At 60.9% G+C, this 15343-nt stretch carries 11 protein-coding genes; 6 read left to right on the forward strand and 5 right to left on the reverse strand.

The annotated features are described in order from the left end of the window. The first annotated feature begins 3 nt into the window (after positions 1-3). Complete coding sequence (locus tag V3587_RS23555) at positions 4-894, forward strand: metal ABC transporter permease (RefSeq protein WP_064113147.1); 891 nt, start codon at positions 4-6, stop codon at positions 892-894. 136 nt (positions 895-1030) lie between these two features. Beyond that, positions 1031-2587: a GGDEF domain-containing protein gene (locus tag V3587_RS23560; protein WP_007729043.1), complete on the forward strand. Its 1557-nt coding sequence runs from the start codon at positions 1031-1033 to the stop codon at positions 2585-2587. On the opposite strand, the gene V3587_RS23565 is transcribed toward V3587_RS23560, so the two are convergent. Further along, positions 2576-3328, reverse strand: a complete 753-nt coding sequence (locus V3587_RS23565; protein ID WP_283377602.1) for a cyclase family protein — start codon at positions 3326-3328, stop codon at positions 2576-2578. The two genes, V3587_RS23560 and V3587_RS23565, sit on opposite strands and share 12 nt — an antisense overlap. Before the next feature lie 144 nt (positions 3329-3472). Continuing rightward, on the reverse strand, positions 3473-3883 hold the full coding sequence (locus V3587_RS23570) for a TIGR03668 family PPOX class F420-dependent oxidoreductase (RefSeq protein ID WP_030537452.1): 411 nt from the start codon (positions 3881-3883) through the stop codon (positions 3473-3475). A 60-nt stretch (positions 3884-3943) separates the two neighbouring features. Here V3587_RS23570 and V3587_RS23575 point away from each other — a divergent pair, with 60 nt between their 5' ends. After that, positions 3944-4945: a PHP domain-containing protein gene (locus V3587_RS23575; protein WP_003942580.1), complete on the forward strand. Its 1002-nt coding sequence runs from the start codon at positions 3944-3946 to the stop codon at positions 4943-4945. Positions 4946-4994: 49 nt separating this feature from the next. On the opposite strand, the gene V3587_RS23580 is transcribed toward V3587_RS23575, so the two are convergent. From V3587_RS23580 to V3587_RS23590, 3 genes are all read right to left on the reverse strand, one after another. Further along, a complete protein-coding gene (locus tag V3587_RS23580) occupies positions 4995-6371 on the reverse strand; it encodes an HNH endonuclease signature motif containing protein (RefSeq protein WP_317829765.1) in 1377 nt (458 codons plus the stop codon). Positions 6372-6490: 119 nt separating this feature from the next. Beyond that, entirely contained in the window at positions 6491-7402 is a 912-nt protein-coding gene (locus tag V3587_RS23585; RefSeq protein WP_042449892.1) for a cation transporter, read from the reverse strand. Between the two features lie 72 nt (positions 7403-7474). Continuing rightward, complete coding sequence (locus V3587_RS23590; protein WP_007735269.1) at positions 7475-8173, reverse strand: haloacid dehalogenase type II; 699 nt, start codon at positions 8171-8173, stop codon at positions 7475-7477. A 110-nt stretch (positions 8174-8283) separates the two neighbouring features. On the opposite strand from V3587_RS23590, the gene ggh reads away from it, so the two are divergent. From ggh to V3587_RS23605, 3 genes are all read left to right on the forward strand, one after another. Beyond that, positions 8284-9621 carry a glucosylglycerate hydrolase gene (ggh, locus tag V3587_RS23595; RefSeq protein ID WP_042449890.1) on the forward strand — a complete coding sequence of 446 codons (1338 nt, stop codon included), beginning with the start codon at positions 8284-8286 and terminating at the stop codon, positions 9619-9621. 107 nt (positions 9622-9728) lie between these two features. Beyond that, entirely contained in the window at positions 9729-10424 is a 696-nt protein-coding gene (locus V3587_RS23600) for a glycoside hydrolase family 25 protein (RefSeq protein WP_370334015.1), read from the forward strand. Positions 10425-11402: 978 nt separating this feature from the next. Then, on the forward strand, positions 11403-15343 hold a 3941-nt coding region (locus V3587_RS23605; RefSeq protein ID WP_317829766.1), incomplete at its 3' end, for a DUF7927 domain-containing protein.

The following is a 15343-nucleotide window of genomic DNA, read 5'->3' on the forward strand; positions in this document are numbered from 1 at the left end:
TCGATGAACCTCGTAGAACTGCTACTTGATCCTCTCCAGTACGGATTCATGGTGCGAGCGTTGGCCGTTGCGGTTGTGGCAGCGGTTGTCTGCGCGGTGCTCAGTTGTTGGTTGGTGCTCATCGGGTGGTCGTTGATGGGCGACGCCGTCTCGCACGCCGTGCTGCCGGGTGTTGTCCTCGCTTACGTCGTCGGCGCACCATTTGCCATCGGGGCCTTGATCTTCGGGTTGATCGCCGTAGCCCTGATCGGACTGATCCGTAACACCAGCCGCGTCAAGGAAGACGCCGCGATCGGTATCGTCTTCACGACTCTCTTTGCGTTCGGTTTGGTTCTCATCTCGGTGACCCCCAGCCAGACCGATCTCAACCACATCATTTTCGGCAACCTGCTGGGGGTGAGCTCGTCCGATCTTCTGCAGGTCGCGATACTTGGCGCGTTGGCGTTGAGCATTCTGTTGATCAAGCGTCGTGATCTGACGTTGTTCGCCTTCGACCCGATCCATGCGAACGCGATAGGTCTTTCGCCCAAGCGCCTGGGTGCGCTGCTACTCGGCGTCCTCGCACTCACGTCTGTTGTGGCGTTGCAAGCCGTCGGCGTCGTGCTGGTGGTGGCGATGCTGATCATCCCCGGCGCGACGGCCTACCTCCTCACCGACAAGTTTTCACGGATGCTGGTGATAGCTCCCGTCGTTTCCGCAGTCTGCGCGATTACCGGTATCTACGTCAGCTACTACCTCGACACGGCTTCCGGTGGCATGGTCGTCATGACGCAGGGCATCGTGTTCGCTCTGGTGTACCTGTTCAGCCCGTCGCAAGGGGTGATCGCGAAATGGACTTCGCAGCGGCGTAGGACCCGAGCGGAGTACAGCGCCGCGGCGTACGAGCCTTCCTGATCGTTCGTCCAGTTAACAATCCGCTACCAAATCGGGTAGGTTCGTACGGGCATTCGTCACCACGAACATTCCGGCCGCAACGATGCCGGCTGCAAGACGATCGGTGGTGACGCCTTGAACACCGATGGGTTCTTCGATGACGCAGTTCCGAGCGCGACGCACGTGGCTGGTTCTCGGCGTCGTTGTCGCGGTCATCGCTCTCGCCGGATCCGGGCTGCTCAGCCCACGAACTTCGGTTCTGGTGGACGATATCGCCCAGCTCGTCGGCGGAGCCACCGCAACTGCGGTCTGTTGGTGGACATCGCGGCGCTATCACGGCGTCGAGCGTCGTTGGCGAACTCTGATGGCTCTGGGTATGGCCGGCTGGACTCTCGGGATGTTCTTCTGGGCGTTCTACCGCTCGGTTCTCCACGTTCCACTTCCGTCGCCGTCGATCGCGGATATCGGTTTCTTCATGTTCCCGGTGTTCGCCGTGCCGGCGCTTCTGTCGTTGGTGCGTCAGTCGCCCCGGCGTGAGGCGATCGGTCCGATCCATCTCTGGCTCGTGCTGACGCTCGACGGTCTTGTCGTTGTCGGTGGATTGTTCATCCTCACGTGGACGACGGCCCTGGGCGCCGTCGTTCATACCGGTCCGACGGGATCTCTCGGGTTTCTTGTCGCGGTGATGTATCCGATCACCGACTTCGTTCTGATCGCCATGGTCTTGCTGATGGTCATCGGACCGAAGGCCGTTGCCGAGATCCGCGAACCGCTGACGTTCCTCGGGTGCGGGTTGGTGATGCTCTCCCTTTCGGACAGTCTTTACGCGTACTTGGTGGCGATCGGCGCCGAGAGTATGCCGACCATCGCCGATGCCGGGTTCATCGCGGGGCCGCCGTTGATCGCCTTGGCGGCGCTGACGAAGCGAACCGAGCCTCGGAACCGCAACGCGCCGCAGCAGTGGCGAAGCGATCGGACTCAGTTGCTGCTGCCGTATCTGTTGATCGCGGTGATCGCGACGATCGTGACTGTTCAGGCGCTGATCGTCGGCAACCTCGATGCCGTGGTCGTGATACTCGGCGTCGGCGTGTTGGTTCTCGCGCTGGTGCGCCAAATACTCACGCTCCTCGAGAACGACGCGCTCCTCCAACAGATCTCCGCTGCCCAGGACGAGCTGAGGTACCGAGCACATCACGACCCACTCACCGAGCTTGCAAACCGGGCCGCGTTCGACGAACACTTTGCGAGCGCCATCGAAAACTATCGCCAGACGAACTCCGATTGGGTGCTGATGCTTGTCGATCTGGACGACTTCAAACAGATCAACGATCGATACGGGCACCCGGCCGGCGACCGGTTACTGGTTGCTCTCACAGCACGTCTGCGCGAAGCGGTTCCCGAGGGTGCGTTTGTCGCTCGATTCGGTGGCGACGAGTTCACAGTGCTCCTGCAGGGCACGATCGACGACGCCGTCGTCGTGGCTCGCCGGATCGTCGACGCGCTCAGGTCCGATCAGACTGCAGACACATCGGTGTCGGTGGGTGCGAGCGTTGGTGTCGCGCATTTCGAGTCCGCGCAGTTCGAGTTCGGGGACGAACCGCTCAGCGCGCACACTCTTCTTCGCCAGGCCGATGCGGCGATGTACGAGGCGAAGAGAAGTGGGAAGGGAGCGGTCGTTGTCTACGGCGACCGTCGCAAATGGTTATCGCCGTAGTAGTGCGAAAATCGTTGCCGGTGAACCCGATCCGGCCTTGTTGATCGCACCACCGACAAGGATGCTAGCCCCGGTGGTTGGCAGGGCGGCAAGATTGTTCAAGTTCTCCAGGCTGATTCGATGCTTGTCGTACAGGATTGTCGAGACGGGGTAGGTTTCGTCGTTTCCGAGGTCGGGACCGAACGTGTCGGTTCCCAATGCTCCGCGGGTGCCCAAACGGCCGGTGTCTATCAGCCACCGCGCCGCGTCCACCGAGAAGCCGGGCTGGTGGGTGACGCCCTCGGCATCGGAGTTGGCATATTCTTCGCTACCCCAGCGCGATTCCCACCCGGTCCAGAGAACTACGGCCGCTCCATCGGGGATCTTGCCGTTGCGCGTTTCCCATTCCTGCAGGTCCGCGACCGTGAGCGCATAGTCCGAATCGGCGGCAGCCTTGTCCCGGATGTCGATCTTCACTGCGGGGAGGAAGAGGTCCGCCGGATCGAGTTGGTCGGCTGTGAGGCCGGCTTCCTGGAAGTGTGCGGGTGCGCCCCAATGCGTGCCCGTGTGCTCACCTTCCTTGACGTACTGGAGGTAGTAGCCGTCGTTTGCGATGGTGGCCGCTGTGTCGAGAGTGAACTCGGGGTCGCCTGGAAAAACCGGTGTCGTCGCCGGGTCGTTCACGTGTGAGAGCGAAACAACCGACAACTGTTCGTTCAACGGGCTTGTTGCGTCTTGACTGCTTCCGGAACTGCTACCCATGTCGATCACCTGAGGTCCCGCTACCAGCGCCAGACCTGTGGCTGCGCGCTGAAGTAACTGCCGTCGTTTCATCGATCCCCCGCCAATTTGTCCGAATTGAGAGTGTTGCAATCACTTTCGCTCCTTGAACACTAGGACAGAACCTTAGGCTGCTGCGGACCACGACGACCACTCCACATCGCGGACAGCTATGACCTGTCCGTGCGGTCGGTGATCTACGTACTGCGGATACTTTGCGGCCAAAGCATCGATCGCGCTCTCGGACTCCTTGGTGCCGGGGTCGAGAACCTCCGCATGTCCGTCGACGCGGACCCACCAGAGCGCGGACCAGTCGTCGTCGTAATGATCGACCAGCAGGCTTGCGCGCCCCGTCTCGGTGATGTTCCGGAGCCTGCGAAGAGCGGTCGTGGTTTTCGGTTTGTGGTCGACACAGGAATAGACGGTGCCGCCGACCAAGACGAATACCAGCGGCACGATGTGCGGAACGCCGGCCGCATCTGCCGTTGCCAGGTGAGCCACCCGCGCGGCTTCAAATCGTGCTCTCGGGTCGTCCATATTCACAGCGTAAGGGGATCAAGGGTTGCCGCGAGCCGCTGCTGACGGAACAGTGGTCTCATGGAACCGGATGAAGCGCTTCGGGAGATCGCCTACTGGCTCGAACGATCACGCGCTGAAACGCACCGCGTCAAGGCCTATCGCCGAGCTGCGGAGGTCTTTTCAGGATTGTCCGACGAGCAGAAGGAGTCTCGCCGGAAAGCCGACAGTTGGAAGGCCCTCACCGGCATCGGGCCGAAGACTGCCACGATTATCGCTCAGTCGTACGACGGCATCCCCGAGTATCTCGAGGAACTGCGGGGGCAGGCTGAGCCCATCGGCGACAGCCCATTGCGCCAAGCCCTCCGCGGCGACCTCCACACCCACTCCGACTGGTCCGATGGTGGAAGCCCCATCGAAGAAATGATGCGACGCGCAGCAGCACTCGGCCATGACTACTGCGCCCTCACCGACCATTCGCCTCGCCTCACAGTTGCCAACGGGCTGTCCGCGGAGCGCCTACGGTCTCAACTCGACGTGATAGCCGGGTTGAATGCCGAACTGGCTCCCTTCCGCATCCTCACGGGAATCGAGGTGGACATCCTCGAGGACGGTTCACTCGACCAGGATCCCGATCTGCTCGACGAACTCGACATCGTGGTGGCGAGTGTCCACTCCAAGCTGCGGTCCGAACGTGAGGCGATGACCCGCAGAATGCTTGCTGCAGTGAGAAACCCGCGTGTCGATATTCTCGGACACTGCACCGGGCGTCTTGTCGAGGGTGCTCGCGGAACCCGGCCCGAGTCGCAGTTCGACGCGGAGAAAGTGTTCGAGGCCTGCCGCGAATCAGGCACAGCCGTTGAGATCAATTCCCGACCGGAGCGTCGTGACCCGCCTTCGCGTTTGATCGAGTTGGCCCGCGATCTCGATTGTCTTTTCTCCATCGACACTGACGCCCATGCCCCCGGTCAGCTGGCTTGGCAGGGCTACGGCTGTGACCGGGCCGAAAAGTGCGGTGTCGAAGCCGATCGGGTGATCAATACCTGGACCGCCGAAGATCTTTTGGAGTGGGCAGGCAATTGAGAGCATGCCGGAATGGGTCACCGAGGCGTGTGCTCGGTGACCTCCGGGTTCAGATCCGCGTGGTGGAGCGGCGGGGTTTCCGGTCGGGGTCGATGCCTGGTGGTGGGATGAACCAGGGCAGGTGATCGGTGCCCATTCGGATTTCCCATTGTCCGGTGAATCCGGGTTTTCGGTGCATCAGGGTGTGGTGGGTTCGGCAGAGCAGGACCAGGTTGTCCATGACGGTTGGTCCTCCTTTGGCCCAGTGTTGGATGTGGTGGGCGTCGGTCCAGGCGGGGACGCAGTCGCAGCCGGGGAAGGCGCAGCCTTTGTCGCGGGCGATCAGGGCGGTGCGTTGTGCTGCGGTGACAAGCCTTTTGAGTGGGGTGACGTCGAGTGGGGCACCGTTTCCGTCGAGGAGGACGCTGGAGAGCATGCAGTCGCAGGCGATCATGCGGGTGCGGCCGACGCTCAGTGGTCCCATCCAGGGCATGTGGCCGACATCGAGATCGTGAAAGTCGAGATCGTGAAAGTCGAGATCGTGAAAGTCGAGATCGAGCATGCCGGGATCGTCGTCCTCGGAGGGGACAGGTGTTGAGCCATCACTCGTTGTGGCGCATTCACGGTGGTAGGCCAGGTCTTTGGCGTTGATGTGCACGTTCAGGTGTGGGCGTTGGCCGCCGTCGATGCCGGTGGCAGCGTTGTCGAGGTAGCGTCGGATGAGTTCTGCCATGGCGTCTGCGTTGCGTGTGGCGGCGGGTCGTTTGTCGGGTGTGCCGTCTTCGGCGGGGGTGGGCATGGAGAGGTTGGAGAGGGCGGAGAGAAGCATTTCGCCGGTCATTCCGTCGAAATCGCCTCGGACGGCGACTCTTCCGTTGAGGGTGGGGGAGATGCGCAGTTCGTTGCGGTCGGTGTCTTCGCTTGGTGGTGGGTCGTCGGATTCGAACATGTGCTCGAGGACGCTGATGGCGTAGCGCAGTTTGACGGTGGTTGCTTCGGTTCCCGATGCTGCGGCGAGGAGTGTGTCGCGGCAGTACGGTAGTGCGGCGTCGGGCATTGCCTTGGGTGGGGATTCGCAGAACGCCACGATCAGTGCTGCGTGCTCGAAAGTGAGGTCACCGGCATCGAATTGGTCTTCGATCTCGGGAAATGAGCGTAGCGCTTTTCCCAGGGCTGCGATTCTTCTGCCGGTGGAGATCTGCAGCATGGTGTGGTTCGCGAGCCATTGTCCGGTGCCGCGGTAGCAGAGTACTTGTTCGTCCGGGTTCAACGTCAGGGTGTCGACAGCGGCGACTCGAATGGCTTCCAGGCGAAGGATTTCCGCTGACGCGGTGATGGCGATCTCGCGGACGTCGCTGGGGTGAAGCCGCCACAATCGTCCGCGCACACCCACGGCGGAGTTGTTGACCACGTCGGTGACAGCATCGTCGGTGATGTTGATCGTCATGAGAACCCCCCGTTCCACCTCCCATCATACTCGAACATACTTTCGAGTCAAGGATATTTTCGAGAAGGTGAGGTGGGCCCGGCCGTCGTGATTCTGTTGTTCGAGAGCAGATTCCGTCGCTAGAGCATCAGCGCCGGATCTGTAGTCAGTTCGATGTTCAGCCACGGTTCGTAGGGGAGATCGGCGAGGCTGGTGGCGAACGAGCGTCGTACTGCGTCTTCACCGTCGATGTCCCAGCTGTGTGGCGCGACCATGAACGTCGCTTCGACATACAGCTTGCGACCCACCTTGCTCATGGTGAGAGTCGGTTCGTCCAAACCGAATTCGTCGCGGACGACGGCGATGGCTTCGTGCACGCGGGCCTGAACGTTTTCGCCGGGAGCACCTTCGAGGAGTTCGATCAGTGCGGTTCGCAGAAGTGCGTACGGTTGCGGGACCAGCATCGCACAGCCGAGGAGGACCAAGACGGAGTCGACATATCGGTCGGCGTCGGAAAAATCGGTGCGGCCCAGGATCATTGCGACGACAGCACCGACCGCGACCAGCGCGCTGAAGGCAGCCGACGCTCCCCATTGCCTGGCTTCGGCGACGAGCAGATCAGATGTGCGGTCGACTTGTCCGACGTAGCGCCAGATGATGATCGACACCACTGCGCTGACAGCGCCGTATGCCACCAGAGACCCCGCGGTGACGTCGGCTCCGCCCGCGAGGATGACACGAACTGCCTCGACTGCGGCGTAGGCGAGCGTCGCCAGTAGTGCCATGCCCTGGACAGCGATGACGACCGGGATCAATGCCTCCTTTCCGAACGGGAAGCGTGCGGTGGGGCCCGAGTCGGCTATCCGCGAGACCCGCAGTGAGATCGCCGTCAACACCATTCCGATGAGGGCGTACACACCGTCGAGCAGGATCACCTGGGACTGCGAGATCCAGCCCCAGAATGCGGCGAGCACAGCCAACGCCGTTGCGACCACGAGCGAGTACCGCAGGGCCATGCGTTCGCGGGTAGCGCTGTCTTCCTTGGTGCCCATGAATTCCAAACCGCCTGTCCGTTTCGATATTCCTTCACGTAGGAATACCAGCAACGACGCGCAGGCACGGGATCAGTGGACCAATTGCGCTGCCAGATCGAGAAAGTCCTCGGCGTTGATGTCGAACTCGTCGGAGAAGGACACATCGGGATTGCCCCTGGCTCCGAATTCGAGTGGTCGAGCTATGAAGGCTGTGCGGAATCCGAGAGCTTTGGCCGCCCGGATGTCATATTTGTGACTGGCAACCATCATGATCTCGGCCGGGTCGTACCCGAGATATCGAGCAGCCAGGTGGTAGATCTTCGGATCTGGTTTGAAGACGCCGGCCATTTCGGCAGTGAAGACGGCATGCCATGGCAGATTTCCGTGCCGGGAGATGCTGACTGCGGCATTCACGTCGGCGTTGGACAAGGCAGCGATTGTGTACTGCTGGCGCAGGGTTGTCAGGCCGGCGACAGTGTCGGGCCACGGGTCCAGGAATTTCCAGGCGGTGGTGAGTTCTTCCTGTTCGGCATCGGAAAGTTCGATGCTCTCGCGGGCCAACAGCTTGCGCAGAGCCTCGCGGTACACCGAATGTACTGTCACCCATTCGCCTGTGGAATCGTCGGCCTCGGAGGTGTTCGCGAAGTACTCAGCGCGCCAGAGATTGACGAATCTTGGCCAGTCCACGTCGGCGTCGGTGATTCGACGGGCCTCTCGGCACAGTGTGCTGTGAAAATCGGTCGCTGTGCCCTGGACGTCGAACAGCAGTGCTTTGATCTTCTCGCGCACTAGGCCTCCACTCCGAGATCACCTGACGGACTTCCTTCATTATTGCGGCTGCAGCGCCGGATTCGTGCTCGGTGAGCGCAAAGGCTCGACGCGTCGCAAAATAGACATCTATGGCCGACCGCGGATTCACCCCGACTCAGCTCGCCGCCCGAGCTGCCTACTTGCTGCGCGGAAACGACCTGGGCACGATGACCAGCGCTGCCCCGAAGCTGTATCCCCACATGTGGAGCTGGGACGCCGCGTTCGTGGCGGTAGGTCTGGCGCCGCTCAGCGTCGAACGGGCGGTAGTAGAGCTCGATACCTTGCTCTCGGCTCAGTGGAAGAACGGAATGATTCCGCACATCGTGTTCGCGAACGGTGTCGACGGCTACTTCCCCGGCCCGACGCGGTGGGATGTCAATGCGTTGGCAGCGCATGCTCCTCTGGGTACCGCTACATCGGGAATCACCCAACCCCCCGTTCACGCGATCGCGGTGCAGCGGATTCTCGATCATTCGCGTCGGCACGGACGTACGACGCGTGCGGTCGCGGAAGAGTTCCTCGACCGACGCTGGAGCGATCTGGTTCGGTGGCACCGGTGGTTGGCGGAGGCCCGCGATCTCGACGGCAACGGCCGTATCGCGCTCTATCACGGGTGGGAATCTGGGATGGACAACTCTCCGCGGTGGGATCTGGCGTACGCGAATGTTGTTGCGGGACAAGTTCCTGCGTATCAGCGCGCTGATCTCGCTGTGGTGACGGACCTGTCTCAGCGGCCCACGGATAACGAATACGACCGCTACCTTTGGCTTCTCGAAGAGATGAAGGCCGTGCGGTACGAGGATTCTCAACTCGCCACTGCCATGAGTTTTGCCGTCGAGGACGTGTTTGTCAGTGCGGTTTTCTCGATGGCATGCGACGTCTTGGCAACTATCGGTGAGGAGCATTCGCGGCCGAACTCCGACGTCCGTGATCTGCGCGGTTGGGCAGATCGATTCCGGCAGGGCGTGATTGCCACCACCGATGAACGATCAGGTGCAGCAAAGGATTTCGATCTTCGCACCGGGCGATGGGTTCATACCGAGACCATCGCGATGTTTGCGCCGTTGCTGTGCGGCGGCCTGAGCCGCGATGCCGAGCGCGCTCTGTTGCGCACTTTCGAGGGGCCCAAATTCTGTGGTCACCCGGACATGCGGTTTGCTGTCCCACCGTCGACGTCTCCGGTTTCCGGCGATTTCCGCCCGCGGGAGTATTGGCGTGGCCCGGTGTGGCCGGTGATCACGTGGTTGTTCTCGTGGGCGTTCGCGCGTCGGGGGTGGGCCGAGAGATCGCACGTCTTGCGTTCGGAGGGGTTGCGGCAGGCCAGCGATGGCAGTTTTGCCGAATACTACGAGCCTTTCACCGGTGAGCCGCTGGGCAGTATGCAACAGTCGTGGACCGCTGCGGCTGTTCTCGATTGGCTCGGTTGAGTGAACATTCCCTGAATTAGGGGACAAAACGGACTAGTCGACCTTAGTCTCGGGAAATGGTCGAGCGACGGATCGTCAGGACACTGGGCAAGCTCACCCCGATCGCGATGGCAGCTGCCATCGCGATCACGGCACCTGGCCTCGCCGCTGCCGACGCTCCCCGTGGCCCGGACGTCTCTTCGTGGCAACACGTGGACGGAACCGGAATCGACTGGTTCCAGGTCAAGGCGTCAGGGCACGAGTTCGCGATGGTCAAGGCCACCGAGTCGCTCAACTACGTCAATCCGTACTTCATCCAGGATTGCCTGGTCATGCGTGCTGCCGGCGTCTCGCGCGGGGCCTACCACTACGCAGACGTTCGCCAGTCCCCCGAAGCCCAGGCCGCCTTCTATTCGGCGATCGTCCTGGGTATCAACGGACCTGGTGACCTCCCGCCCGTTCTGGATCTCGAGGACGCGAAGGGACTGCCCGCCGGGCAGGTCATCGACTGGACTCATCGCTACTTGAATACAGTCCAGGCACTTACCGGGCGGCAGCCCATCATTTACACGTATCCCAACTTCTGGCGTACTCAGATGGCCAACACCACCGAGTTCAACCACTACCCGCTGTGGATCGCCGATTACAACGGGCAGAACGCACCGGGGCCGCTACCCGGCGGTTGGTCCAACTGGACTTTCTGGCAGTACACCAGCACCGGACGCATCCCAGGAATCACCGGAAACACAGATATCAACGTCTACAGCGGAGCCCAGGGCGATTTCGATCGCTACGCCAACAGTGTGGGGTTCGGCAGCAGCTAGGTTGCGGCGGGGCCGTTGGCTCCGTGGCGCCCGTTTCGGGCCCTTTCGCCCTCGAGGCATTTGTCGCGAGGCATGTGGAAGGGCCCTTTTTGGCACTCTTGTGACGCTTGGCTGGTTAGTCCGGTTGTTGCTCGTCAGTTACGAGAATTCTGCCGGGCGGTAGCCACGGTCGCTGAACTTTCGACTAGCTGAGCAGGATCAGAAAATAGCTATGGCAGAAAATGAGCAGAACTGCTCTGCCTGAAAAGCTACAAAACGGACTTGAAGTTGGGTTTGAATCGAAGGCGGCCGCCCGGTTTCGGGCGAAGTTGGTGCCTCGCAATCCAATTATCGGAGCCTCGGGATGCTTCGTTACCGGCAGCCGTCGCTGAGTGTGGTCTGGATCAATTCGATCAATTTCGACGTGCTCGCACGGGTGATCGGACTCCATGCAAGACGGGGTTTCCGACCGTCGTTCGAGGGTCTGTGGCGCATCCAACAGGCCTTATCCATATTGGGCATTTGTCCAGATTCCGTACCTTCCTCGAGGTTGGTCGTCACCCGATCTGGTCAGCGGAAACATTGAATGTCATCGCGTTCGCCGCGGTGCCGCACTCCGAGGGCTGAATTGTCCGCTCGGACAACACTGCTCCTCGAAGCTTGTCCGATCTACGAACAAAAACGTCGATCGGTCTGCTTTGTCCGACTTTCGATGGGCAAGCTCCCGGTTATCTGTTATCTTGTCCTGATAACTGGAAGGTTGCTCTCGATTTGCGCGGATTTCGAGGGCCAAGGTCCTGTTCAGGGCGGCTCTTCCAACACGCAGGTGTTTCCGAAGAGGAGCTCGAATGACAGGACCGGCAACAGCGTCCGGTGTGAGGTCGATCAGCCGAAAACAGGCGCATCGACCCGAACCAACCGATCAACCGGGAGTTCGCGCCAGCGCTCTCGCATCTCCGTCCATCGAACATCGATCAGGCACATCCTGGGGAGTAAGAAATGCCTAACGACATACCGCCGACAAGGTCGGCCATATTCACCGCAGGGCTCCCGCCCTGGGTGCGAGCGTGGACGGTGGTATGGACCGCCATCGCGATGATTCTCGGTATCTCCGGCGCGACGGCAGTGGTTGCGTCAGCGCAGCTGGCCGCGACGCTCGGCGGCCCCGTTCAGGCTCAGGCGCCGGCTCGCGCCGCTGTTCTTCCGGATGAACAGCCTGCAAAAGGCTGCGCATTCAGCGCCCCCGGCACCGGTCCGTTCTCGCAGAACATCTGCTGGATCGATATGTCGACGCTCGATGCGGCAACGGCTGCTTCTGCGGCAGGGCAGTCGATGGAAATCCAGCTCACCGACGGTTACAAGATCAACTTCAAGGCCTTCCTCACCGACTCGGTAGCGGGAAAGACACACCAGGGGATCGAAACCAGGGAACTTCCCACCCTGCACTACGCAGCTCTTGGCTCGTCTGCGTACACGGGTGTGCCGTCGACGATCAAGCCTGCGATCTATCAGAAGTCCGCTGACAATGGTCAATCCGGCGGAACGGTGTCGCTGAAGAACATCGTGATGACCGGGCCGAACGGCCCGATTTACAACTACGGCCTCGTCGCTGCTGACGCCGAGTCGACTGACGCCAACACGTCGACCGACAAAGAGTTCCTGACCTTCAATTCTGACAAGCCTCTCCGCCAGATCGCACGCACGGTTGGTGCGGATGCGCCCGGCTACCCCGGAATTCGGGCTTGTGACGGTGGGCTGACGGCTATGCCCGCCACCACCGTCCGATGCGATTCGTGGAACCTGGTCAACAACAAGGAGTATTCGCCAGGCACTTTGGTTGTGGCATCGACCGCTCCGACCAACTTCGCGGCGACGTTCGGAAATACTGTTCTGGACACCTCTCGTCAGGGTCTGGCGTTCGGTGTTTTGCTGTCGAAGGTCAAGATCGACAAGGACCTCACGCGCGTCACCCCCGGTGACGATTTCACTATCGGCATGAGCACCGGACACCACGCTGATGCAGGCGCCGCTGCAGCAACCGAGATCAAGAGCACCACGACCGGTGCGACTGATACGACGGCATCGACTGGCTGGCGGACGCTCCTCGCAGATACCACGCCCACCCCTGTCACGTTCTGGGAGAAGCCAACTACCTCGGCGACCAAGACCGCGAACTATGCGACATCGTGGGATTGCCAGGTAAACGGCGTGACCCAGGCCCTCAGGGTCGGTGACGTTGCGCAGGCAGCACTTACACCGGGTGACAACGTGTATTGCAAGGTCAAGAACACCCCGGTTCTCGTGAAGAAGTCGTCGTCACCACCTACCGGTGAGACTGTCAATATCGGCCAATCAATCACCTACACTCTGAATTTCGAGAATCCGGGCACTGCGCCGGCAACGATCGACTACACGGACTACCTCGCCGACGTCATTGATGACGGAACGGTTGCGGTCGGTGCTGCAACCGGCGGACTCACCGCCGCATTGAACGGCGCCGACAAGATCAAGGTCGGCGGCACGTTGCCGGCCGGCGGCAAGGGGACAGTCACATACACCGTCACTGTCAAAGACGGCGGCAACAAAGTTCTGAACAACTATCTGGTTCCGGGGACTACAACTCCCCCCACAACATGTGATCCTGCAACCAATCTCTGCACGACGCATCCCATGCCTGGTTTCACGCTGACCAAGACGGCTGATCCGGTTTCCGGTTCGACGGTTCAGGCCGGCGACACCATTACGTACACCGTCACCGGTGCCAACACCGGCAAGACGGCCCTGACTCCCGCGACGATCAAAGACGATCTGAGTGCGGTTCTCAACAATGCTGCTGTCGTACCGGGCTCGCTGAAGGCGACCATCGACGGTGCTCCTGTTGCTGCTCCGACTCTGTCGGGCAGCACTTTGTCGTGGTCCGCGAATCTCCCGGCCGGTAAGTCTGTTGTTCTGACATACCAGGTGAAGGTCAATGCCGGCGTTGTCGCGGGAACGGTTCTGAACAACAAAGTCACCGGTACAGCGAAGCCGCCGACCGGTCCGGACATCACTCCTCCTCCGGTGGAAACGAATCACTCGGTTCCAGGTTTTACGCTGGCGAAGACTGCCGATCCGATTTCCGGTTCGACGGTTCAGGCCGGCGAGTCGATCAAGTACACCGTCACCGGCACCAACACCGGCAAGACGAAGCTTGATCCGGTACAGATCAATGACGATCTGGGTGCGGTTCTCAATAATGCTGCTGTCGTTCCTGGTTCGCTGAAGGCGACCATTGACGGAGCTTCCGTGGCTGTTCCGACTTTGTCGGGTACGACGCTGTCGTGGACTGGCGTTCTCGAAGCCGGCAAGTCGGTTGTCCTGACCTACGAGGTGAAGGTCAACGACGGTGTCGCTGCGGGTACGGTCTTGAACAACAAGGTCACGGGTACTGCGAAGCCGCCGACCGGTCCGGACATCACTCCGCCGCCGGTTGAGACGAATCACTCGGTTCCCGGTTTCACTGTCGCGAAGACTGCGGATCCGGCATCGGGTACCGGCGTCAATGCTGGTCAGACGATCACGTATACGGTGACCGGTACGAACACCGGTAAGACGACGCTCAATCCTGTTGTGTTGACTGATGATCTGTCGAAGGTTCTCGACAACGCGACGTTGGTGGACGGTTCGCTGAAGGCGACAGTCGACGGTGCTGCTGCCGCTGCTCCGACGCTCTCGGGGACGGCGCTCTCGTGGACTGGTGTTCTGGAGCCGGGTAAGTCTGTTGTTTTGACTTATCAGGTGAAGGTCAATGCCGGTGTTGCCGGTGGCACGTTGATCAACAACAAGGTCACCGGTACTGCGAAGCCGCCGACGGGTCCGGAGATCACTCCTCCGCCGGTGACGACCGAACACCCGGTGGTGTCTCCGAAGATTGCTGTGGTGAAGTCTTCTGATCCGGTGTCGGGTTCGAATGTTGTTGCCGGTCAGGACATCAAGTACACGCTTACGTTCTCAAACACCGGTAACGGTGCGGGTGAGGTCGCGTACTTCGATGATTTGCGTCAGGTTGTGGACAAGGGTGCATTGAGTGGTTTGGCTGCTGATGCTCCGTTGGTTGCGACGATGGTCGGCGGCGATGGTTTCTCGGTGACGGGAACCTTGGCGGCCGGCGAAACGAAGACGGTGACGTATTCGGTGAAGGTCAATGCCGATGTGGTCGGTGGGGTGTTCGTGAACAACTTCGTTGTTCCGGGGACGACTCCGCCGGTTGATCCTCCGGAGGTGTGTGATCCGGCGACGCAACTGTGCACGACGCATCCGGTGGTCTCTCCGAAGATTGCTGTGGTGAAGTCTTCTGATCCGGTGTCGGGTTCGAATGTTGTTGCCGGTCAGGACATCAAGTACACGCTTTCGTTCTCGAACACCGGTAACGGTGCGGGTGAGGTCGCGTACTTCGATGATCTGCGTGGTCTGCTCGATGATGCTGATCTGGTTGCGGGCAGCTTGAGTGCTGATGCTCCGTTGACGGCTGCGATGGTCGGCGGCGATGGTTTCTCGGTGACGGGATCCCTTGCGGCCGGTGAGAGCAAGACGGTGACGTACACCGTCACGGTCAAGGCTGATGCCGATCGCGTTGCGGCGAATGCCGACAACACGGTGCTCAACTTCGTTGTTCCGGGTACGACTCCGCCGGTTGATCCTCCGGAGGTGTGTGATCCGGCGACGCAGCTGTGCACGACGCATCCGGTTCAGGTTCCGGGGTTCACTGTCGCGAAGGCTGCCGATCCTGTGTCGGGTACCAATGTCGCTGCTGGTCAGACGATCACGTACACGGTGACCGGTTCCAACACGGGTAACACGACTCTTGATCCGGTGGTGTTGACTGATGATCTGTCGAAGGTTCTCGACAACGCGACGTTGGTGGACGGTTCGCTCAAGGCGACTGTCGACGGTGTCGACGG

The organism is Rhodococcus sp. IEGM 1306 (genome assembly GCF_036541985.1).
GTDB lineage: Bacteria > Actinomycetota > Actinomycetes > Mycobacteriales > Mycobacteriaceae > Rhodococcus_F > Rhodococcus_F qingshengii.

Coding starts and splice junctions, on each gene's coding strand:
- ggh (WP_042449890.1), top strand. CDS start 8,284: ATGGCCGACCGCGGATTCACCCCGACTCAGCTCGCCGCCCGAGCTGCC.
- V3587_RS23585 (WP_042449892.1), bottom strand. CDS start 7,402: ATGGGCACCAAGGAAGACAGCGCTACCCGCGAACGCATGGCCCTGCGG.
- V3587_RS23560 (WP_007729043.1), top strand. CDS start 1,031: ATGACGCAGTTCCGAGCGCGACGCACGTGGCTGGTTCTCGGCGTCGTT.
- V3587_RS23555 (WP_064113147.1), top strand. CDS start 4: ATGAACCTCGTAGAACTGCTACTTGATCCTCTCCAGTACGGATTCATG.
- V3587_RS23580 (WP_317829765.1), bottom strand. CDS start 6,371: ATGACGATCAACATCACCGACGATGCTGTCACCGACGTGGTCAACAAC.
- V3587_RS23570 (WP_030537452.1), bottom strand. CDS start 3,883: ATGGACGACCCGAGAGCACGATTTGAAGCCGCGCGGGTGGCTCACCTG.
- V3587_RS23600 (WP_370334015.1), top strand. CDS start 9,729: ATGGCAGCTGCCATCGCGATCACGGCACCTGGCCTCGCCGCTGCCGAC.
- V3587_RS23565 (WP_283377602.1), bottom strand. CDS start 3,328: ATGGGTAGCAGTTCCGGAAGCAGTCAAGACGCAACAAGCCCGTTGAAC.
- V3587_RS23575 (WP_003942580.1), top strand. CDS start 3,944: ATGGAACCGGATGAAGCGCTTCGGGAGATCGCCTACTGGCTCGAACGA.